The 21,867-nt window shown below is 44.4% G+C and carries 14 protein-coding genes; 3 read left to right on the top strand and 11 right to left on the bottom strand.

What is annotated here, in order from left to right:
- Positions 1-453 precede the first annotated feature (453 nt).
- The 5 genes from SWOL_RS00780 to SWOL_RS00760 all read right to left on the bottom strand — a co-directional run bounded on the left by SWOL_RS00780 (position 454) and on the right by SWOL_RS00760 (position 11,740).
- Positions 454-4,506: a hypothetical protein gene (locus SWOL_RS00780; RefSeq protein WP_011639609.1), complete on the bottom strand. Its 4,053-nt coding sequence runs from the start codon at positions 4,504-4,506 to the stop codon at positions 454-456.
- 278 nt (positions 4,507-4,784) lie between these two features.
- Entirely contained in the window at positions 4,785-5,174 is a 390-nt protein-coding gene (locus SWOL_RS00775; RefSeq protein WP_011639608.1) for a hypothetical protein, read from the bottom strand.
- A gap of 47 nt (positions 5,175-5,221) precedes the next feature.
- Complete coding sequence (locus SWOL_RS13360; RefSeq protein WP_011639607.1) at positions 5,222-7,498, bottom strand: S-layer homology domain-containing protein; 2,277 nt, start codon at positions 7,496-7,498, stop codon at positions 5,222-5,224.
- Positions 7,499-8,247: 749 nt separating this feature from the next.
- A complete protein-coding gene (locus tag SWOL_RS00765; protein WP_011639606.1) occupies positions 8,248-9,366 on the bottom strand; it encodes a copper amine oxidase N-terminal domain-containing protein in 1,119 nt (372 codons plus the stop codon).
- A gap of 97 nt (positions 9,367-9,463) precedes the next feature.
- Positions 9,464-11,740, bottom strand: coding sequence for a copper amine oxidase N-terminal domain-containing protein (locus SWOL_RS00760; protein ID WP_011639605.1), 2,277 nt, complete (start codon positions 11,738-11,740; stop codon positions 9,464-9,466).
- A gap of 184 nt (positions 11,741-11,924) precedes the next feature.
- On the opposite strand from SWOL_RS00760, the gene SWOL_RS00755 reads away from it, so the two are divergent.
- Positions 11,925-13,145, top strand: a complete 1,221-nt coding sequence (locus SWOL_RS00755) for a transposase (RefSeq protein ID WP_011639604.1) — start codon at positions 11,925-11,927, stop codon at positions 13,143-13,145.
- Between the two features lie 602 nt (positions 13,146-13,747).
- On the opposite strand, the gene SWOL_RS00745 is transcribed toward SWOL_RS00755, so the two are convergent.
- The 6 genes from SWOL_RS00745 to SWOL_RS00720 form a co-directional block, all read right to left on the bottom strand.
- Positions 13,748-14,023, bottom strand: a complete 276-nt coding sequence (locus SWOL_RS00745) for a copper amine oxidase N-terminal domain-containing protein (protein ID WP_011639603.1) — start codon at positions 14,021-14,023, stop codon at positions 13,748-13,750.
- A 64-nt stretch (positions 14,024-14,087) separates the two neighbouring features.
- Positions 14,088-14,846, bottom strand: coding sequence for a transposase (locus SWOL_RS00740; RefSeq protein WP_041427242.1), 759 nt, complete (start codon positions 14,844-14,846; stop codon positions 14,088-14,090).
- Positions 14,847-14,942: 96 nt separating this feature from the next.
- A complete protein-coding gene (locus SWOL_RS00735) occupies positions 14,943-15,137 on the bottom strand; it encodes a hypothetical protein (RefSeq protein ID WP_049750068.1) in 195 nt (64 codons plus the stop codon).
- Complete coding sequence (locus SWOL_RS00730) at positions 15,121-15,579, bottom strand: PIN domain-containing protein (RefSeq protein ID WP_011639601.1); 459 nt, start codon at positions 15,577-15,579, stop codon at positions 15,121-15,123. The genes SWOL_RS00735 and SWOL_RS00730 overlap by 17 nt, the downstream gene beginning before the upstream one ends.
- Positions 15,580-16,030: 451 nt before the next feature.
- Positions 16,031-17,215 (bottom strand): TolC family protein, encoded by a 1,185-nt coding sequence (locus tag SWOL_RS00725; RefSeq protein ID WP_011639600.1) that lies wholly within the window; start codon positions 17,213-17,215, stop codon positions 16,031-16,033.
- 125 nt (positions 17,216-17,340) lie between these two features.
- The gene (locus SWOL_RS00720; RefSeq protein WP_041427240.1) at positions 17,341-19,779 is read right to left on the bottom strand and encodes a copper amine oxidase N-terminal domain-containing protein; all 2,439 of its coding nucleotides are present in this window, start codon (positions 19,777-19,779) and stop codon (positions 17,341-17,343) included.
- A gap of 453 nt (positions 19,780-20,232) precedes the next feature.
- Between SWOL_RS00720 and SWOL_RS00715 the strand changes: the two genes are divergently transcribed.
- Positions 20,233-20,814 carry a sigma-70 family RNA polymerase sigma factor gene (locus SWOL_RS00715; RefSeq protein ID WP_041427239.1) on the top strand — a complete coding sequence of 194 codons (582 nt, stop codon included), beginning with the start codon at positions 20,233-20,235 and terminating at the stop codon, positions 20,812-20,814.
- On the top strand, positions 20,804-21,847 hold the full coding sequence (locus tag SWOL_RS00710) for an anti-sigma factor family protein (RefSeq protein WP_011639597.1): 1,044 nt from the start codon (positions 20,804-20,806) through the stop codon (positions 21,845-21,847). Before SWOL_RS00715 ends, SWOL_RS00710 begins: the two co-directional genes overlap by 11 nt.
- Positions 21,848-21,867: the final 20 nt, after the last annotated feature.

Here is a 21,867-nt window from a genome sequence, read left to right as displayed (position 1 = left end):
TCTGATTGCCGTAACCATTCCACAGTTTCGGGACGCATTAATATGTTTCATCACTATCCCTTCTTTTGCTCTGATTATAGCTTACCCATGGTAATTCGTAAAGCGTTAGCTACAAACCGACAATTTCGCATCATTGCTATCCGATGATCCCCGCAGAGCACGTGGCAGGAGGCTCCTAGTGACGACCTTAAACTAGTGGGAATCGTATATACCAGCCCAAAATCTCAGAAGCGTTCCCGTAGCAAGTGGCAGGCCATAAGTGGACAAGGTTCCTGTCCCCCTGTCCACTCCTGTTGACTGACTGCATTATTCCTCCGGCAGACCGCGGGGACTGTCCCCATGGTTCCTCAAACAAAGAACCGTCCCTGTGTTTGCCCCAAAAAAATAGCCCCCTGCGTGAGCAGGGGGCTATTTGGTTAGCTGTTATTACTCGTTACAGCAAACCCTAAAACCCTAATAGGTTTTACTTATTGCCACAGTTTGAGTTGATACAACATTTTTTCTATCGCTGATTACACCAGGAGCGCTTAATGCTACAGTAAGTGTCTGACCAACAGCTGGTGTCTGAGCAGCACTTAAATTAAGAACTATGATATTATCATTTGCAGTTGTACCAGTATTCACCGAACTAATTGTTGTTCCACCGGTAAGACCAGTTCCTCCGAGGTTAAAGTCGCCAGGAATAACTGTACTATCATCTATAGCCTCTGAGAAAGTAACTGTTATAGTTGATGATCCATATACACAGCCGATAACAGTTATTGCCGGGCCTGCGGCGTCAACAACTTTGCCAAGATTAGTAATGATACTTCCATTGGCTGCTTTAATCACCAGGCCATTTGATGTGGTTCCGGCAATTTCTTCAGGTCCAACAGAGCCAGTAGTGACTGCTCCATTAGCTACGAAGGTTTGTGTTGCTGCTGCTGCTGCGCCGCCGGTAATAAACTTCTTGCCGTTAACCATGATATAATCGCCGGCCACAGTAGTTGAATTTTGGTCTGTAGTCACTACGATGGTATCAATATCGCCATCTGCATTAGGAGCAGGATCGTCATCCTTAGCCACTGATTGGATAACAATCTTTCCGCCAACCAAGGCAGTACCAGCATTAATGTATACAGCTTCAAATTTGTTTGCACCGGTTAGACCGTCTTTGTCAGCTATTGATCCACCTGCATTGTTAGTCAACTCGAACTGGAAGGGCCCGCTTAATGCTTCATCACCAGAAGATTGGAAGTTGCTGGCGACTGCCATATTGGTTGAAAAATTACCGGCTAAGCCATCCCAGGCAGTTTTCGGCATTCTGATGGTTACGCCGTCCCAATCATCGGTAACGTTGTCAATGCCTCTGAATACCTGTGAACCTTCGGGCAGGTCATAACCCCTGAACTTATAGTTGGTGGTTGCGTCTACACCATTGGCAGTGTAGGCTTTCATGACCTTGGTAAACTTGACATATAGGTAATCATAATCTGTAGCTCCCAATGCTGCATTATTATCAAATGCGGCCCATGCTACTTTGGTATCTGTTGTGGTAGGTGCAGTTTGGGGTACGGTAACTTTCCTATTGATGGTTGCGGAGGTATTACCATGGTCATCGGAGATCTGTTCGATGTACAATGTCCAGGTACCTGCATCTAGCTGAGAATTTGGAGCAATGATAAAGGTTGTATCGTCCTCGGCCAGGGTACCAAGAGCAACAGAACCTACAACTACTTTATCCGGATTAGCATCAAAGATAAACCGGTAGGTTTGTCTCGGCAATCCGGTAGTAGCACCATAAGCTGCCGGAGTCGGATCCTGCTGTAGATTGGGGGTAACCGGATCTGATACCGCAGTACCGTTACTGTTAACTAATTGAACTGGTTCGGTCATTTTGACGAAGACAAATTGTCCGGAAGTATTAGCTGTTAGCCCTCTATATGCTTTTTTAGGCGATTTTTCATAGAGGTCAATAGCGGTGTCTATGTTTGGTGACGTCCCGTCATACTGCAGGGTCTTATCAATTGCAGTTTCAGCCATTGCAACTCCGGTCTGGGATTCAACATTAGAAATTACAAATGTGAACGGATTCAGGCCGGACTTCCAGTAGTTATCCTTTTCAGTGGCCTGGCCTTGCTGTCTTACTGACCAGTCACGGTTGCATTCAACCAGAAGTCTTTTTACGCCGGTTAAGGGGGCAGTAGTAGCTAAATGAGCACCAACGGCCATTCCTTCTTCATCTACAATGGTTATCACATAGTCGCCAGCAAGTGAGTTGACGTTCTGGGTTAACGCAGTCTTCGTTGAAGCAGTATAGCCTTCTTTGGTATAAATCTTTACGGCATCAACTACAGTTTTGCCAGTTACAGTATCTACCGGCTTGGAGAATGTAATCAAGTACTGTTCCGGTGACTGTACCTCTACAGTAACAGTAGGTGCCTCAGTGTCTGGTTTTACCTCAAAGGTGAAGGTCTGGGTGGTAACTATGTTTTGTGGTTTATCGGTCATTCCAGCCCAATCACCTACATTGGCTATCTGGATACCATGAGTTCCAGAAGGTAATTTAAAGTCTTTGTGAATTGAAATATAGACCATGTTTCTGCTATTGTCATTAGCTATTTCTTTATCATGGCCAGACCAGGAACCAACTTTTAAGTCGGTAACAATGATTTCATTGGCAAGTTTGGCAGCATCAATATTAGCTTGTGTTGGGACTGCAATATACCTTAATTGTTTACCATCAATGGTGAACTTGCCGTTAATTGCCCCTGCTGCGCCTTCTGACAGGTCTTCTGCTATGGCTTCAGAGAAACGAACTTTTACATTCATGCAGGTGGTTGCTTCTACGCCATATACAAACGGTTTGGTTACATCTGACATCATAAATGTAATATTGGAACTGTTAACAACAAGGTCAGTAACATTATCCGGAATTACAATAGTATGGTTAACATTGTCTCTTAAGAAGTTCGGCGCACCAGCACCAGCATAAGCTGCATCCAGCATATTGGACGTTGGTTGGACTGAACCTGGACTGTCCGTATCCAATACAAACATCAAGGTATCATCAGTTAAATTGTATACATCTTTGATGGCAATGACTTGTTTAGCATTGGCGCCATCTACATATTTAATACCGTAGATTGATTTACCTGCCGCTATCCATGTTGGAGAAGTTACGACCGCTTTGTAGGCAGTTGCATCTATCTTGCCGGAGAACTTAACGAAGAATCTATCCCCCTGGTCTGCTCCTGCAGATACAGCACTTACCATTGTTGTAGAACCTGGGTCTACGCCTTCAGGTGTGAAGTTAACGATAAGTTGTCCGTTCAAACCCACAAAAGCCTCAGCACCAGGTGCACTGGCTACAACTCCGGTTATTACAGAAGTAACACTGGTAGGAGATGCAATTGAACGTAATTGGGTTGATGCTTTACCATCTTGTAAAGCTACCTGGGGCTGTGATAATGAACCCAAGGTGGCACTAAACTGAATTTGGGCATCTCTTTTTACCGGTTCATTGTTAGCTTTTTCAATAATCTGAGCAGTAAGCATGGTCATGGATGCACCATCAGATTTAATGGTATTACCGGGAGCATCACAGATAATTTTCAGTTCGTAAAGGTCACTAATTTTAGGTACCTTGATATCTTTTGTGTACGCTGGTTTAACAACTGTTACAGTAAGGGCATCTTCATAGTTCAGCCCGGCAACAGTTAAGACAACCGCCTTGTTCTCATCACCGGTCTTGGCTACAGATTCAATCGTACCTTTACTTACGGTGTAGTTGGCAACAGCCATTTGCTCGGCAGTTACTTCACCGCTGAATGTAACCTTGATGGTTGTCGTATTAATAGCACTTAGATTAGTAATTTCCAACCCTTCTGCTGCTGGAACTGTGAAAGCAGCTGCCCATCCTTTGCTGTCTTTATACTGCCAGCCAATTTCAATTGATTGTGCTGTATCGGTAGCAGCAAAGGGTGCAAATGTAAAGGTAACCGTCTTGGTTGCTTCGGTCCAGTTAAAGTTGCTTACAGCCAGGTCAGCCTTTGCTGCATCACCTATTCTGGAAACGAAAGTGAAATCACCTTCTACCGGTGTGCCTTCACCTGTCACGGTGATAGTAATGTTGCCATTATCGGCAACTACATTGCTAACAGCCAAGCCGCTCGGTATCAAGTCGCCGTCTCCAGCTGCATAATTAGACACTTCACCGGCATCATTCTTATAAGTGATGGGCGGTAAAGCTGTTATCTGATCTGCTGTTAAGGGTGTACCCTCCATTATTGAAGTCCATCCGCTTGTTTGACCATCAATATTATAGGCAAGTTGACCTGTTCCCAGGTTGTCAAGAGCGGCTTGGATTTCTGCTGCATTGGCGGGATTAGTGACATAGCCAATGCTATACGCCTTGTCCCCAATGATAACGCTGTCTGTAGGAATAGCAGCTGATGCTACTGATGCAAACAACATCAAAAAGGTTAGAGTTAAGGCTATGACTTTATAATTCCTTCTCTTTATCACTATTAAATATGCCTCCTTTTTTAGAAATCTCTCTCCAGTAATCCTGATTGTATACTGTCGGTGACTACTGATAATTATTAACCCCGATAGTATAGCGATTGCAATTTACCTTTAACCCCGCCTCCTCTCCATAATTCTAAGTCAGGGTTTAAACAGGCTTATTATTCAAACTCCCCTCTGACTGAACCAGGTTAACGGATTTTAACCCGTAATTATCCGTTTTCCCCAGAAGGGAGTTTGTTAACGCCCCTTCCCATCTTAGGTTCCTTCAACACAATCTAATAAATGTCCACTACCTCAAAGGCAACATCTCCGCCACCAGGTATCACATCGCCGTTTCCAGCTGCATAAGTAGCTAAAGAACCTTGAGCATCTCTATATTGTATCTCAGGAAAAGCAGCTATCTCGGACGCAGTGGCCAAACTACCTGTAAAAATACCAGTCCATCCTGTCGTTATGCCGTCAATGCTGTACCATATACTTCCAGGATCGGCATTGTCCAAGGCTTCTTGTATCTCGGAAGCATGAGTCGGGTCAGTTAAATACGCTATGGCAAAGGCCTTATTTCCTATAATGACGCTATCAGAGGGAACAGCTGCTACAGCTACTGTTGCATATATCATCACCAAGACACAAGCGATAAACATTACCTTGGCCGTTTTCTTCACCTTAACTCCTCCTTTCCTGGTAATTGTGTGTCGCTAAAGCATTTTTCTTATTGAATGTCTATGGATACATCGCTTGCAGCTGACGCGACATTAAGGGTTCCCGTTCCGAGAACGGTGGTTCCGTCACTAGCCAGTATACTTACAGTAACACTTTCAGCACTAGTCATATAAGCAGCTGCTACTCCCAAATCCTTTGCAGCCGAAGAAGTCGTTCCATCTGAGACTTTGTATTTCGCTGCTCCGTTTACAGTTGTAGATGTAACGGTTATGGTCTTAAATGCTGCCATGGCACCACTTCCAACTGCCACGGTGCATACTGCCTTTTTGTCTGCCGGTTCCGGCGGTGTTTCGGATCCACTTATAGCGATGCTAGTGCTGGCGGCTGCTGTTACGTTAAGGGTGCCGATTCCGAGAACGGTGGTTCCGTCACTGGCCAATATGGTAACAGTAACACTTTCAGCACTGGTCATATAAGCAGCCGCTACTCCCAGATCCTTTACAGCCGAAGAAGTCGTTCCATCTGAGACTTTGTATTTCGCTCCTCCGCTTACGGTTGTAGATGTAACGGTTATGGTCTTGAATGCTGCCATGGCACCGCTTCCAACTGCCACGGTGCAATCTGCTGTTTTATCTCCCACTGGGGGCTGTACTGCAGTAATAGCGATGCTGGTGCTGGCGGCTGCTGTTACATTGAGCGTGCCGGTGCCGAGAACGGTGGTTCCGTCACTGGCCAATATGGTAACAGTAACACTTTCAGCACTGGTCATATAAGCAGCTGATACTCCCAGATCCTTAACAGCTGATGTAGTTGTTCCATCTGAGACTTTGTATTTCGCTGCTCCGCTTAGACCGGTTGTAGATTTAACGGTAATAGTCTTGAATGCGGACATAGCGCCACTACCTACCGCAACATCCACACTGGCACTGGCTTCAGGTACGGAAACTGAATACGCATAGGTTGCAACCAGGCTCTGGGTTTGGCCGACTTTGATAGCAATAGCCCTGATGGTGGTTGCCGCATTAATGGTAATAGGAGCGGTATATTTTGTGCTGTTGCTGCTCGGTACGCTTCCATCAAGGGTATAGTAAATGGTAGCTCCGGCGGTAGCAGTACTCAAAGTAACCTGGGTACCGGCAGGAACCTCACCGGCAGGAGGAGTAACATTAACGGGTTTAACCCGGTTGCTGTCATCGCTGCTGCCTCCGCCGCCACCGGAAGTAACAGCAGTGGTTCCAGTTACAGCTACGCCGCCGATATTGGCAGTGATACCGCTGGCTACTTCATAAGCAGTCGGCTTCATCTCGATTACTACATTGGCTACATAAACCACGGCTTTATCAATAGTACCCTGCCCGCTTACCTTCACGGCAGAGTTGGCCAGCAATTCGCTAATAGAGGTGGTTCCGGAAAGAACCACATTTGATTTGCCTTCGGCCTTCTTGATATTGACTTTGCCCAGCTTACAGTTTTCAAAATTAACCGTCTCTCCGCCCTTGATAGTAGTGGTCCCCTTTACGGTTACGTTCTTCAGGGTGGCTTCGCCCGAACCTACTCCCTCAGCGATGAGGAGGTCACCGGTTATTACGGCATTCTGCAATATGACACCAGAAGCGGAAATAGTAACATTCCCGTTAATTTCCTGGCTGCCACTGGCAGGTCCATATGTACCAGCTTTGTCTAAAGTTGATATATCGACCGGTTTTTCCGGTGCAGCTTTTACATCTAAAGTGCCGCTGATAACGACAGCAGCTTCAGCTCTGGTGGCATTGGCTTTGGGATCAAAGTTGCCATCGGGGCGTCCTTTAATTACTCCCTGTGCCGAAGCAGTAGACACCGCTTCTTTAGCCCAGGCGGAAATACTGGCATCATCAGGGAAAACCTTGGCTGCGCCTTCGGCTTTCCACCCGGCGGCCTTGACTATCATAACGGCCATCTGTTCCCGGGTGATGGGGTCATTGGGTCCAAATTCCGTGTCGCTATAACCACTGACGATACCGTTGGCATTGGCAGTGGAAATAAAGGCCTTGGCCCAGTGGTCACTGGTATCGGTAAATACTTTACCGGCTTTTTCTTCTAGTTTGAATGCTTTTACCACCAGGGTGGCAAATTCAGCTCTGCTGATGTTGTTATCCGGTTTGAAGGTACCATCCGGCTGTCCGGCAACCACACCGGCATCCACCATTTTTTGAATGGTATCAGCAGCCCAGTGTCCCTGGACATCACTCAGACCGGGAGCCGCCACAGCGGTCAAACCGGACCCGAAGAAGATGGTCATCGTAAATACGGCTAACACTAACCAGCTCAAATGACTTCTCTTACGCAAATTTTTCCCTCCTTAAACAACTTACTTGAACTCGAAATGCCGCTTGAAACTGATTTTTGTTTACCACCTCCATTGCTATAAGCGAAGCTTTATGAAAGCTTTACTTATTATCAAGAGTCGGGCACAGCCATTCCCATAATTACTATATATGTGCCATTCGCCAATGTATGACAGTACTATGGCTGTTATACATTAGACGATTTGTGCCCAGACCTGGGTTCCATTAGATACCAATGGCAAGCTTTTTTAGACATCGAAGCCCTACCCTCTCAGCTTGAAAACCGAAAAAGTAGTAATTCCCGATATTCTGCCCAAAACTAAAGACTGCCAAATTATACACATCCATATAAGTTATTGGCGATTTAATTAATTTTTCCTGCTAAAAAAAGAAAAAATTTATTTTATTTTATCTACGCCGTACACTTGAAAAGAAATTGTTTTTGAATTTCTTATCACCACCACCCTGGCTGCAGTTTCACTACAAAAATTAAGTATTGGAATGAAAATACTGAAATATGGGGAAACTAATAATTTTTATGAGATGAATTAAGTCTGTGATTAAATGAATTCTACCATAGTATTCATCGGGTGTAAATGATTTCTATGGGTTAAAATGGGCTTGTACAGCACTATCTAACTCTTTCTTGGGTATTATGTGGATATAATAGCAATACCTCCTCTTTTATTATAGAGAAGGGAGGTATTGTCATTATTTGCATATATTTGGCTCATTTATGTTTAAGCGCTGCTTAAACGCCTGGAAGTGTTAGAATAATGGAGTTATTATCAGCATTCCAGTCAACAATCGCTCCCAATGCCTGAACGATATACCTGATGGGAACCATAGTATAACCGGATTCACTGGTTTCAATAGATGTATCCATTACATAGGCCAGCTGTTCATTTACGCTTATGGTATTGTTTCTCACATCAATCCCCAGTATCTTGCTTTCCTGTTTGAGCGTAATCATCTTTGATTCTGCTTCCCATCTTATATCATCAATACCCAGAGCTTCGGCAATGAATCTGATAGGGACATAGGTTCTGTCTTGCTTGATATACGGAGCTAGCGTTATTTCTTTTTCTTCTCCATTAACTTCCGCCTTTTTTTGACCTATGCGAAGCTCTATCCTAACGGCTGCTTGGGCTTTATCCTCCTTATCCGCATCACTACTGCCGCCGCTATCCTTCTCCAGAGTTTTATTGTCCTGCACCGGCTCCTTTTGCGATTGATTATTACCCGGGGACTTGTCTGCTTGCAGGGTTGCTGGGATCGAGCCGCCGGGCAGTATTGCCTTTAATGCCTGGTTAGAGGGGGAGTCTATATCTATGCAAACATCTCCTTCTATGCTGTCATCAATGTAAACCCGATTGGAGTAAATATAAAGGTAGCAATCCTGGGAATTATCGGGTAAAGCGATTACCTCTAGCAAAACCTCTCCTTTGGTTAAGGAACTTACTGCCAGGGTGGGATTGGCAGCGTTGAATAGTCCATTGGGATTTCCGGCGTGTGCCTCCGGAACCAGAATATAGTTGCAATCAGTTCCATACCTCATGTTTGCGGCATCCAGCATGGTCGTTGTGCTCCATTCCGCACTGCTTTGCAAGCAGGTCATGGCAGTCGACTCATCGGTATCTATGGGGGCTTTGGTCCAGAATGAGTTCAAGGGTAACCTGAAGGTTAGAATATCGCCTTGCTGCAGTTGCCCTGCTATATAATGCCCGGCTATCCCTCCTAATTCATTGACGGTCCCGGGCAGGACAACGGTGTTTTTCATCACTCCATATTCGGCAGCAGGTACGGGCTGGCTTGAAAACATAAATAATAGGGCGAAAAGGATAATGGATAGGAATTTTTTTGTTTTCACAAAGTCACCTCCCCTGTATATAATTTTTTATCTGCCCGGCACAGTCTGACGGTTCTTTTGGGCTCCTGAGAAACAAAAGAACCATCAGATTTTTTCCCTAAGTACCTGGCAGCTCTATCGATACGGAAGAGCTGGCGGCATCCCATTTGACTGTCCGGCCCAGGGCTTCAGCCAGGGCCCTCAAAGGAACCATGGTGCGGCCATCCTTTATATGGGCTGCTGTATCCATACTTATTTCATTACCGTTGCGATAAATAACCTGGTCACCGATTTTTAGCTGGATGATGATATTATCCCGGCTATGTATAGTAACCCGGGCGGCGGTCTGGTCCCAATGAATGTCATCGGGATTTATGCCGGCAGCTAGAGCTGCATAACGGATGGGTACAAAGGTACGGCCCTCCAGTATATATGGTTCTACATCCATGGGGGTGGCCTGCCCGTTGACCTGGTATGTTTTCTCCCCTATCTTGAAGATTATGCTTCCCGCTACCGGGATTGGGGAAAGGGCATCTTTTTTCGCGGGCTGGATAATTTCTTTACTGATACTGGCATTGGCTACCTCACAAACCCAGTCGTGGCTGGGAAAAATAGGATTGGGCCCTGCATTTACTTCATTTACTGCCGGACCTCCCAGCTTTATTTGAAGATCACCATCAGGTAGCATATTATTAAGGTTATATACAATATCTTTGATAAGCAGTTTAGCTGCACTGGAACTGGAATTCTGAATGGGTATAACCAGTCTCTCCCGGTCGCCTTCCTGCTTCAATACGGTTCTGGATAATATCATATCTCCGGCCGTAATTTCCACCTTGGGACTGCGTACCAGCTTTATAGCAGAGGGAAAATCTATCCACAGCTCGCGGGCCAGGAATACCCGCCCGGCACTTTCGCTTATTTCCAATTCCCCAGCGCTCTGTTCCTGCTTCCCAATAACTAAAGCAGGTTTGGAGGATGAAACCGTAAATGCAGGCTTGACCCGGGCAACAATAATAGCTCCGGATGCTCCGGCGGAACCGGTTACCTCAACCGCCAAGTCACCTCTAAAGTCAGTAGCTAAATCTACCTTACCCTCTTCCAAAATTATCTTACCGGGGCGTTCCCGGCTGCAATCCTCAATTTCGAAACTGATCTGATCTTTTTCACTGTTAAGAAGTAACGGGCCTATATCCAGATAATTATCCCCTTCCAGTTTGACCGAGGGGAGTTTGGCCCATTTTGCTCCTTTAGGAAGGGTAAGGGTAATATAACGGTTTCTCACCATAGTTTCAGGAGCATTCTCACTGATAATGATATTGCCGATTTTCTGAGCGCAAAGCCCTCCGTAAGCCTCTCTTGAATTCTGTACGCTCAGGTCTGTTTTCTGCTGGCTATAGCTGCCGGCCTTGAGGCTGCTGACATTAAGCTCAGCATTGCTGTTAAGCTGCAGATTGAGTTCGCCATAGGAGCTTTGCCTATCAGTTAATTGTACCGGGCATTCTATTTCCATTTTGCCGATCGTTGTCGTCCGAAACATGGTCTCAATGCGCAAAGTGGATTGCCCGTACTTATCAACTTCTACACTTATCAAAAAATCATTCTCATCGTAACGGCCATCACCATTATGATCGACACGGAATCCCAGCATGGGGTCAATATAACATTTTTCTTTAATCCATTGATAACCGCCGGGGAGGGTCATTTTAAGATACTCGAAGGTACCCGACATGTTTTCCGTAACTTTAATAGGGCCCAGAACCTGCTCTCTGCTAACTATGAATTGGACTTCACTGGCTTCTACCGTCAAACGGGCGCTCAGGATATTGGCTATGGTAATTGTGCCGGATGAAAAACCAGCTCCCGCGCTATCGATGCTAAGTTCAGCATTGCCCTTGAATCCACGGGGTACTACCACCCGGTTGAAATACAAAACCAGTTCGGGATAATCATCGGGATATTTAATGTTTTCTACCACAATTTCGAAACCCCGGTAATGGCCAGGGTTGTTCCTATCTTCAGCTATAGGGTTAATCTCCACTTTCCGCTTCTGGTCCTCAAAGCCTTTGCCCCTGGCCAATTCCACATCCATCTGCTGGCCCTGGCCATAGATTCCGGCTGAAGTTATATAGAAGTTTCGGGGCAGGCGAAATTCGGCCCAGTAGGATTCGCCGGCAGCAGTAAAGGCATCTTTGGTGCTGGCAGTGATTTTTACAGTGGCCAGGGCACGAGTCTGCTCTTCTTCCTTAAAATCACTGTCCGGGTACTTGGGAAGCTCACCCTGTACCCGGTAGTTAGTGGCCCCAATAGCGTAACCCGAGGGTAGTAGTAATAATATACTGAAAATAAGCAATAAGCCCAATGTTTTTAACACTTTCCACAAATATGCATCCATACTTTATTTTATTCCTCCGGAAATATTTAGGGTTTTAGCAACATAACTTATTTGAGACTTTTGCAAATTAATTAGCTTAGAAATAATGGCATTTTCAGAGAGTAAAAAAAGGACTTCACCCCCATTTTTGCCGAATTTATTAGTGACAAAACAACCCAAGCAAAAACGAAAGGAGAAGTCACTTATGAATATTCGGCAAGGATACGTATTTTCCTTTGAGGATGCAATAAATTTGCAGCCCCGGTCAAGATTAGAGATAGTTCTAGCCACCCTCGATTTTGATGACGTTATTACGGTTCTTGACAAAGAGAATAAACAACATAGAGGGCCAACTGGTTACCCGTTTGAGAGCAAGCTCAATGCATTAATTGCAATGCGTGTTTACAATATGGCTACATTTACTGAATTAGTGGAACGTCTTACCCATGATCCAGTACTCAGGTATAACTGTGGCTTTGATGTTTTTGGTAAAGTGCCCAGCATTGCTACCTTTAGCCGTTTCTATGAGCGATTGACTCAGTCAGAAGTACTTCGTGAACTGTTTAAGAAACAAGTAACAACGGCTGAATCCATGGGTTTGATTGATACCAGTTCCATTGCCATAGATGCTTCTAAAGTAGATGCCAATGAGAAGTCAGTTCCACGTAAAAATATTAAAGACGATGGTCAATCAGCTAACTGGGGCAGCAAGCTAGATACCAATGGTAACCAGATAACCTGGTTTGGTTACAAGCTGCATATTGCTACTGACGTTAAATCTGAATTACCCGTAGCATTGAGCATAACCCCAGCCAGTACCAACGATGGAATAATGGCCGAAAGCATCCTTGAAGAATGCAGTAACAACTTAAACAGTAAACCCCAGTATTATCTCATGGATGCCGGTTATGATCAAAAGTCAATATACGAACTAATCCGCAAGGATTACAAGGCACAGGCAATAATACCACTAAATCACCGAGGAGCAAAGGAGCCCCCAGAAGGTCTGGATTGGGATGCAACCCCCATATGTTCAGCGGGATACCGCATGGCTTATTGGGGCGGCAGCAATGGGGTTAACAAATTCCGATGCCCTCATGTTATGGGCAAATGTGACTGTCCTTTTGGTTCCTCCTGGTGCTCAGATAGCAATTATGGGATGGTTGTTAAAACCAGAGCTAGACAAGATTCCAGGTTATTCATAGTGCCTCATCGAGGCACTTCAAACTGGAAGCTGCTATACAACAAGAGAACCAGCGTAGAGCGATGTTTTGGGCGTTTAAAGGAGCATCTGGGACTTGAAACCGGACTTAATGTACGAGGCATTAAAAAGGTCAAAACCCATGCTTACCTGAGTGTTATTACCATGATTGCTTCGGTTATTGCCATAAACAAAGACAAATCGTCTACAGATATAGCTGCATAAAGCAAGTAGAAATCAAGGTTTTAAAGGAAAGGGGTTAATCTGCTCATTTTTAGACGAATCCATTAACCTTGTTGATGATAAAGGCAATATTAACCAAAATTTAACCGGTTACTATGCTCTAATACCATATTGTAGTTTCAAAGAACTTGATTTTTGCTATTATGCAAAAGTCTCAATTACCACTATTGAAAAATAAAATCTTGATATTTTCTGCTCATATGCTATCTCCATATTCATAATTCTTTTTTTTTGCTTTATTGCTATAATCGAAGATATACAAAATATCATGATGGGAAGAATAAGAAAAAGTAGATAGCGATTAATATAAAAAACATACAAGCAACTATACGAAACGAAGAATAAAATCACGATATAGCATAATAATCCCTTATTAATAAACCTATTGTTTATTTCGGACAATTCAACCAAATCCACGAAGGGAATCGCAATCACAGATCTTATAAATACCACTATTAGTGTCAACAAAGCTAAAATAGCCCCAACATTTCCTTTTAAGAAAGAAAAAATACCCTCCATCATTAATCACTCCCTTATTAGTATACTATTAGTATCAGTTCGGGTAGAGTTAATAACTTAACAACTTAAGTGCCTGGCACCGTTAGCAAAATGGAGTTGTTACCAGGGTTCCAGCTAATATTCGCTCCCAGTGCCTGAGCTACATACCTGATAGGAAGCATAGTATAACCGGATTCACTGATTTCAATAGCTGTATCCATTACATAAGCCAGGCGACCATTCAGGGTTATGGTATTATCTTTCACATTAATCCCCAGTATATTATTTTCCTGTTTAAGCATAATCAGGTTTAATTCCGGTTCCCAAGCAACACAAAGGGACCTGTCCCCCTGTCCCACCATTAGTCAGGCGCAGATAGGTGGGGTAAGAATAAGCGGGGTGACAGGCATCTATTGCATATTGCACTTATATTGTTCGTATCACCCCAAAACTAACACCGGTTAGCCGCTCGATTTGTCTTATAGACAGACCCTTGGATTTACACTTTTTAATAACTTCATTACGTTTATCTTTTTCAAACCCTTGAATTTCCGTTGGACTTTGGACATCGGAGATACTCCTGATAAAATTGCTAGCCTCGGTATCATTTAGTCTGACATCTTGATTATAGTCTAAGCATTGATCCTGGTTCTCCGCCAAATTGAATTCCTCAAACAATTTTACCGCATTCGTCCTGTTGGTCGAAAACATATTGAGACCGAATTCTACATCACAAATCCTTGGCTCCCCAACATATTCTCCATAGCTGCTCCATGGGTAATCGGCTATATTTTTTACAATACCAGCCTTATATGGGTTTTGGTGAATGTAGCGAAGCACCGTTAAAAAATAGCTATCCGTTTCAACTGCTTCGCTTTTATACCGAGCCTGGAACAAATGACCTCGGCGGCTATACTTCCAGTTATACCAATACACATAAATTGCACCAATCCTTCGAAAAGCAATCCCTAAGTCTTCTGTTACTTCCTTTAACAATAAATGAACATGATTACTCATTAGACAGTAGGCATATACCTCATAGCCGCTTTTTTCTTGGGTCTCTTTTATTGTCCCCATAAAATTTTGATAGTCCTCATCATCCTCAAATATGATTTGACGGTTAATACCCCTTAACATGATATGATAAATCCCAGTACGACTTTTCTTTCTAGCGGTTCGCACCATTTCTGCACCCCTAGCCTATATCCTAACATAGCAGGGCAAATTTAACAACACAAAGGGACTGTCCCCTTGTGTTCCTTGTTATGTGTGTGTTTTGTGTTACTCGCTCAACTCTCTTTTAATATCCTCAATAGTTATCCCATTTAATAATTCTTTTCGTTCCTTAGTATAATCTCCTTCTCCAGGATCATACTGACGCAAAAAATATGCCATGCCTACTGGCCCTAGTCCTTTTGCCAAAGTTTCAATTCCAGTTCGTCTTATTACATTGGGGTCCTTAGTCATTATTTTCATTATTATCTGTCACCTCCATTAACCATTTTACTGGATTCTCTATTCTCACTTTAATGATTTTACTTTTTTGGGCTCTTTTAATCAGAACATCATCGGTAGATAACATAATATCTGCTCTGGATTCTTCGGCACAGGCAATATGTAGACTATCAAAAAGGTCTATCCCTAATCTCTGGTATTCGTTCGATTTCAATTCAATACCCTCGTTCAGATATACCCTACTGTCTGCAATACTTGCCAGTAGTGAAGCCTTCTGTTTTTTTATTGGATTCTGTGTCTTGCGTAATTCAATGTCAACAATATCACTGCTTACGAGGTTCCATTCACCTTTTTGGCAATTAAATAATATTACCATTACTGCTTCAGCTTCAAGCCTGATTCTATCCTGGTTCTGGTCATCAAATGGACGATTATAACAACAAACATCCATATATATTTTCATAGCGTTCTCCTTATTCTTAAATAAGTTATGCCATCCCGCTCTATGCCTATACCCAAATAGCCATTACTAAAATATCCTTTGCAAACCTGACCTTTAAGGAATTATGAACTCTATTTTATTATATCGTATCCGGATCGTCTTTGCATGGATATGGATAAGTGGGGTGACAGGCATCTACCCCCACAATTATGGAAGGATTAATGTGAGATTTCACAGTCAGGCTACCAGCCATTAGCACCGCCACCACAGTAGGTCTGTATGGTTGGCTAGTTCTGATAACGCCATTTATGTCCCCTTGTGTGAAATAGGAAAATTCAAAATACATGCTTCAAGCAGCCACAAGAACCTTCCCCATGGCAGGTGGGGCGATCCCTGTAAGATCTTCCCACCGTTTACCTGAAGGGATTTAAGCAACACAAAGGGACTGTCCCCCTGTGCTCCTATCCCGTTGTCACTTCTGCTCGGCTGTTGAACTACTGCTCGTACTGGCTGAATAAGCCCATGGTTTTTGAAATGCGATCTTTAATAATTCATGTTGGTATACTAAAGCATCCAATTCATTTTGCTGTTTTTGCAGATCCAATTCAGCTCCCTGGAGTTCCGTAGCCGTAGCCATACCAATGTCATACTTTACTTTAGTAACACGCCGGGTTTCTTCGGCTAATTTAACGGCTTGTTCTTTGGATGCATAACCTTCTTCGATTTTAGCTATGTTGTTATATATGATTCTAATCGCTTGCCGCATGGTTTGGCGAAGATCATCAGCCGTAATTTGGGCTTTGTTTATGTCAATATTAGCTGCTTCATAAGGTTCGCGAGCAGGATTGGTCCAATCATAAAGATCCCTGTTAATTTGGGCTAGATAGGTCTTCTGGTCAGCCAGCCAGATAGCTGGATTGTCTTCCATGGTTCTCGTAACCGCGGTCTCCAGGCTGTCAACTTTAAGTATGCTATATCCCGGCTGTTCGATTAGCACGGGCCGTTCAGTTATATTTATACCCAATGTTTTATTCAACGCCTGGTACGAATTCTCCAATTCAATCTCTGCAAGTTTTAAAGCATTTTGGGCTACCTTGTAGTGAACTTCGGCTCCATCCCGCTGGTATGTACTTATAACTCCCTGCTGGTAGCTCAAACAAGCGATATTCCAATTGGCTTGAGCACTTTTCATGGCATCCTGAGCATATTTGAGTCCTTTCACCGCTTTCAGAACCGTAGTGTAATCATTGAAAACGGAATATACTATTTTATCTTCTTCTACCGTCTTGGATTTTTTGGCCATGTTCCAGGCAATATCCGAAGCCAGAAGTCCGTTGTAAGCCAGCGTAGCGGCAGTAGGAGCGGGACCCATCGGAGTATATTTCACCCGGTCTGATGCCAGGTCTCTAACTTCCTCGCCCCGTTCAATATTCAAATTCGATATGGCAATGGTTTTACTGTTATTGAGCGCCATGTTAACAGCTTGTTCGATGGTCAGCTGCATTTTATTCTCTTGATCTGGAGAGTTGGCATCAGCTGCACAAGCAGTTGAGGATAAACCCAAAAGCATAGTAATTACCAGTAATAGAGCCAGTATTTTTCTTTTTAGCATGGATACCATCCTATCTCCCATAATATGGGGCCATTTTTTATCCATTATAAACCCTAACTGACCAGCCGGTCAATACTTTATTGGATTGGCTTACCTTTAATCTATTTATAAATACTTTAAAATAGGCAAGGAGCCCGATTAATCGGGCCCCTTGAATAAAACCGGGTTGATTATTTAATGGTTACGGTCTGAGTAGCTTCATCCCAAGCAGCATCAGCTCCGAAGGCGTTAGCTACGAACCTTATGGGGAGCATGGTGCGGGAGTTACTGATTTCAGGAGCTACGTCCATATTGACAGCCGCTCCATTAATTAACAGGACGTTGCTGCCAATCTTAACCTGAACTACTTTATCACCCTTCATCAGGGTTACAGTCTGGCCTACAGCGTCCCAAATAATGTTGCTTTCAGTTACACCCATGGCCTCGGCTACAAAACGAAGCGGCATATAAGTGCGGCTATCCTTGATGTAGGGAGCTACGTCCATGGTTTTTTCGATGCCGTTCAGGGTATACTTGCTGTCGCCGATTACGAACTTGGCTTCGCTGGTGGTTACGGTATCAGCTGGAGTTATAATCTGGGCTACTACAGCATTAGCTATTGAAGTAGCGCCGGGGAATGCAGCGGTGGTCTGCAGTACAGCTCCGCCTTTGACATATACTTTTACGTCGCCTTCAGGTACTGTTCTGTCAACATCAAGCTTGATTCCACTGAATTTAACTTTTGAAGGTTTGGAACTGGTGGATTTAATCTTAACCTGTACATACCAGCGTCCATCAGCTGTAACTGAACGGGATACGCTGGAAGGATCGAGTACGAGGTCGCCTTCGACGACTTCAACCTTGGTCGGTACTGTGCAAGCGGTACCTACCGGGAATTCAAGGAATAACCAGTTGTTAGCGGTTGTGGTGCTTGTCAGTGCATCTTTAGCAGGCACAAGTCTCTCAGTAGCAGGGTCGTACGTTCCATTACCGTTTAAATCAATGAAATAATAGTCAGTTGCGCCTACAGTATGTTTTGTGTAGCCGTTAGTATTGGTGGAAGTAGTAGAAGCTGCATCTATAGCTTCTTTCTTGGACTCAGTTATAACGATATCGGGAAGTACCAGACTCCGTTTACCGGTTATGAACTGTGCAGGAGTGCCTTCGATACCCACTGTTACCGGTTTAACAACCTTGGCTACTACTGCTTCGCCAGTTACATTGGCAGAACCTGAGAATACGATTTTGATTTCTTCTTCAGCTGTGGGTGATACGATAATTTCGGCTTTTTCAAAAACTGCTTTAATTGCATCGGTAGAAGCTGTATTCGCAGTAAGCGTCAGTTTAATGGTGTCACCGTTATTACCTACTGCTGCCCATGATGCATTCATAGGAGCCATCCAGTTCTTGCTGTTGCTGGTATCTTGACGAATCTTGCTAAGGTCACCCCATTTTGCTCCGCCTACTAAGGTAGCATTAATTGTACGGCCACCTAACAAACTCTCCTTAATACCTTCTTCAATAACAAATTTTCCGATTTCCTGTTCTACACGACCAGCGGTTACGGTGAGAGGATCGCCAAATGCTTCGGCTTTTACTGAATAGTCACCATATTTTACTACTAAAAAACTGCCGGGAGCAGATGAAGCAGTACCGCCAACAGTTGCTTCCACATCGCCAAATTTGGCTATGGATTCGTCGTCAACCTTAACACGCTGACCGCTTAATAACAGATAAGTTACAACATTTGAAGTCTGATTCGATGTTAATACCAGAGTGCGACCATCATCTGCTGTAGAAGCGGTCGGAACAGTATATACACTTGGACCATCTGACTTGGTAATGGTAGGAAGAGTGTCCCACTTGTAACCGCTCGGCAGTTTTATCTCGATGGTGTCGCCTGCACGGAAAGCTCCGGGACGATCTTCTTTAAGTCTGATAATGTCACAGGCAGTTGCGGCACTGGTAATAGTCTTAACGCTGTCAATAGTCAGATTGGTGATACCGGTTCCATACTGAGCAATCGCAATTTTAGCATCACCAAAGGGAGAACCAGCTCTGCCTTCAATAGTTGCTTCAATAGTAGAAGGTGAACTGCTATCAACAAATACACTAGTCATCTGGATATAGAAATAACCAGTTTTTTCATCGCTAACTACTGCGTTAGCTAAACTAGCATTTTGCGTTCCATCAGATGCAACTTTAATCTTGATTTCATTCTTAGCAATAACGTCTACGGTGATACCTGCATTACCAAAAGAATTACTTGCAGAAAATGCGTTCGCTTGGGTCGGAATGCGAATCTGAAGTGTGGATGCAGCGCCGTTAACACCAAAAGTATCTGTATTGGCTATTTGCGTTAGTGTATAATCATTACCTACAGTTAAGCCAAAATCAAAATCGGCAGGTAAACGCAAAGTAAAGAAATCAACACTTGTGGTATTTAATTCGGATGCAGTAACATTAACGATAATTTTGCCTAGATCCTGTGCAGCGCCCGCATTAACTTTTACTACGGATCCTACACTGTAGCTGGCCCCTGCACTCGCTGTCCCCACTCCGACAAACATGGTTGCCAGCATGGTCAGAACCAGCAGAAGTGCAAAATGTTTGCTTCTTCTTTTAAGCATTTATTTCCCTCCTATAATTGTTTTTGAATTATTTTTGCTTTGCTTTTAGGTAATCAGGGCTGTGCCCTAAATGAGAGGTGATCATCGATAAATTCGATAGATTAGCCTGTTTTTCTTCTCCCCTCCTTTTTCTAGCCGGTTATATGTAGTTGAATTGCCGGCTGCTCTTGAATCCAGTGCTATTCCCTCTACCGAATTGCCCGGTTGCGGGGGCACTATGGTTTCACTGATTGGTTAGACGCGATGATGAGTCAAAAAGTTCCCAGCCAGGAGAATTATTTTTATTTCTTTCCATTTTTTCTGTAGCCTTGCTGCCAACATGATATAATGAAGCAAAATTTTTACATGAATAATCTGTCCAATTTGTGCAATATGCGGGAACTTTTTTTCACCGCTGACTGTCTAAAAAGATAAGCGGGAGATTTTCCGCTTCAAGGAGTGTTAAATTTCTTGATGTCAATTAAAGAGCTGGTGGAAAAGGCTGGCCGGGGAGATTTGAGAGCCTTTGAAGACTTGCTGGTTCATTACCAGGATCGGGTTTTCTCCCATTGCTTACGCCTTACCGCTAATAGCGATGATGCTCAGGATTTGGCCCAGGAAGTGTTTATTCAGGCTTTTCGAGCCATCAAGACCTTTCGTCACGAAGCCGACTTTGGCACTTGGCTGCACCGGATTACGGTAAATAGCTGGCTAAATTGGCAGCGAAGAAACAAAAAATTGCTTATTTTTTCGCTGGATAATCCGGTGAATACTTCTAACGGGGAAGTAATCCGGGAACTGGCGGCCGGCGAGGACAGTCCGTTGGAAGCCGTGGAGCGACAGGAGTTAAGTGCAGCGGTTAGAACCGCTCTCGATCGGCTGGCTCCCGAGTACCGGACAGTGCTGATACTGCGAGAGATGGAGGGCTACAGCTACGAAGAGATTGCCCGGATGTTGGACTGTTCCCTGGGTACGGTAAAATCCCGTATTAGCCGGGGGCGGCGGGATATAAAGAAGGAAATTATAAAATTAAGGTGTGAGTGGGATGAAATGTAATGAAGCCAGGGAATTTTTTTCTCCCTGGATAGACCATGAAATGGAAGACGCAGAGCGAGAGGCCTTGCAACTGCATTTGGACTCCTGCCCGGACTGCCAGCATGAATTGGCAGACTGGGAGAGGATTTCGGCTCTACTGCGGGAGTCCCTGGCTGAAGCAGCTGAAGAGCGGACGGCTCCCCCGGAACTGACCCGGGCGGTTATGATAACGCTGCGGGAGCAGGGTCAGCCGAAGCGCCTGGCCGGGTGGAAGAAGGCAGCCGCGGGAATAGCGGCGGCGCTGGCCCTTTACCTGGGTTCGAGCGGTCTTTTGTGGACACCGCTCTGGCAGGTGGCAAATAAGGATCCAGCGGTGAACACAGACCCGGTGCAGCAAACAACGAAACAGCAGATAGCCGAGCAACCGGGGGAAAAGACACCTGGCAATAATGCAATAACCCCGGCCGGGAAGCAAGATAACAAAAGCAGCCCGATGGCTCCGCAGGGGATGAGTAAACCAGCGGTTAAGAATAATCCCACAGCTCCTGCCGGGCCGGAAAATCCAAATATAGCAACAGTAGATACTGGTAACCCGACAGCTGCTCCGGTATTTTTGAGTAAAGAAAGAGTACTTGTTTCTACTATTTACAAGCTGGTTCCCTATGATGCGGATCAAGCCAAAGCTCAGCAAGAAGCACAAAAGATAGCGGCGGCAGCTGGAGCTAGCGTACAGTTGCTGGGACAACAGCTCGATGGACAGCGAAGCGCAACGGTTTTAAAGTTTAGCTGCCCGGTTGAAACGGCGGAACAGCTTAAACAGGAATTGTTAGGATTGGGCAGTCGGCTCTCCCTGGAGGAAAATCGTCAGGATCTGACCAGCCGCTTCAACGATAGCCTGGAGCAATACCGTATGCTAAGTGCACAGGCGGCTACAGTACATGATAAGGAGCAAAGCAAAGAGCTGGAGATACAGATAAAAGCTCTGGAGAAACAATTGAACAATTGGGATAAAGAAGCAGCCCGGGAGTCCATTGTCCTCTGGCTGGAGATTTAATAAGGCGAAAAAAAGGTTCC

The sequence above is a fragment of the Syntrophomonas wolfei subsp. wolfei str. Goettingen G311 genome, assembly GCF_000014725.1.
Taxonomy (GTDB): Bacteria; Bacillota; Syntrophomonadia; order Syntrophomonadales; family Syntrophomonadaceae; genus Syntrophomonas; species Syntrophomonas wolfei.
The sequence above is the reverse complement of the archived record's forward strand: the minus strand, read 5'-3'. Positions and strand labels throughout refer to the sequence as shown.

Excerpts from the sequence above, each read along its gene's own strand:
- SWOL_RS00760 (WP_011639605.1), bottom strand. The coding sequence starts at position 11,740 with ATGGATGCATATTTGTGGAAAGTGTTAAAAACATTGGGCTTATTGCTT.
- SWOL_RS00755 (WP_011639604.1), top strand. The coding sequence starts at position 11,925 with ATGAATATTCGGCAAGGATACGTATTTTCCTTTGAGGATGCAATAAAT.
- SWOL_RS00745 (WP_011639603.1), bottom strand. The coding sequence starts at position 14,023 with ATGGTGGGACAGGGGGACAGGTCCCTTTGTGTTGCTTGGGAACCGGAA.
- SWOL_RS00740 (WP_041427242.1), bottom strand. The coding sequence starts at position 14,846 with ATGGTGCGAACCGCTAGAAAGAAAAGTCGTACTGGGATTTATCATATC.
- SWOL_RS00735 (WP_049750068.1), bottom strand. The coding sequence starts at position 15,137 with ATGAAAATAATGACTAAGGACCCCAATGTAATAAGACGAACTGGAATT.
- SWOL_RS00730 (WP_011639601.1), bottom strand. The coding sequence starts at position 15,579 with ATGAAAATATATATGGATGTTTGTTGTTATAATCGTCCATTTGATGAC.
- SWOL_RS00725 (WP_011639600.1), bottom strand. The coding sequence starts at position 17,215 with ATGGATAAAAAATGGCCCCATATTATGGGAGATAGGATGGTATCCATG.
- SWOL_RS00720 (WP_041427240.1), bottom strand. The coding sequence starts at position 19,779 with ATGCTTAAAAGAAGAAGCAAACATTTTGCACTTCTGCTGGTTCTGACC.
- SWOL_RS00715 (WP_041427239.1), top strand. The coding sequence starts at position 20,233 with ATGTCAATTAAAGAGCTGGTGGAAAAGGCTGGCCGGGGAGATTTGAGA.
- SWOL_RS00710 (WP_011639597.1), top strand. The coding sequence starts at position 20,804 with ATGAAATGTAATGAAGCCAGGGAATTTTTTTCTCCCTGGATAGACCAT.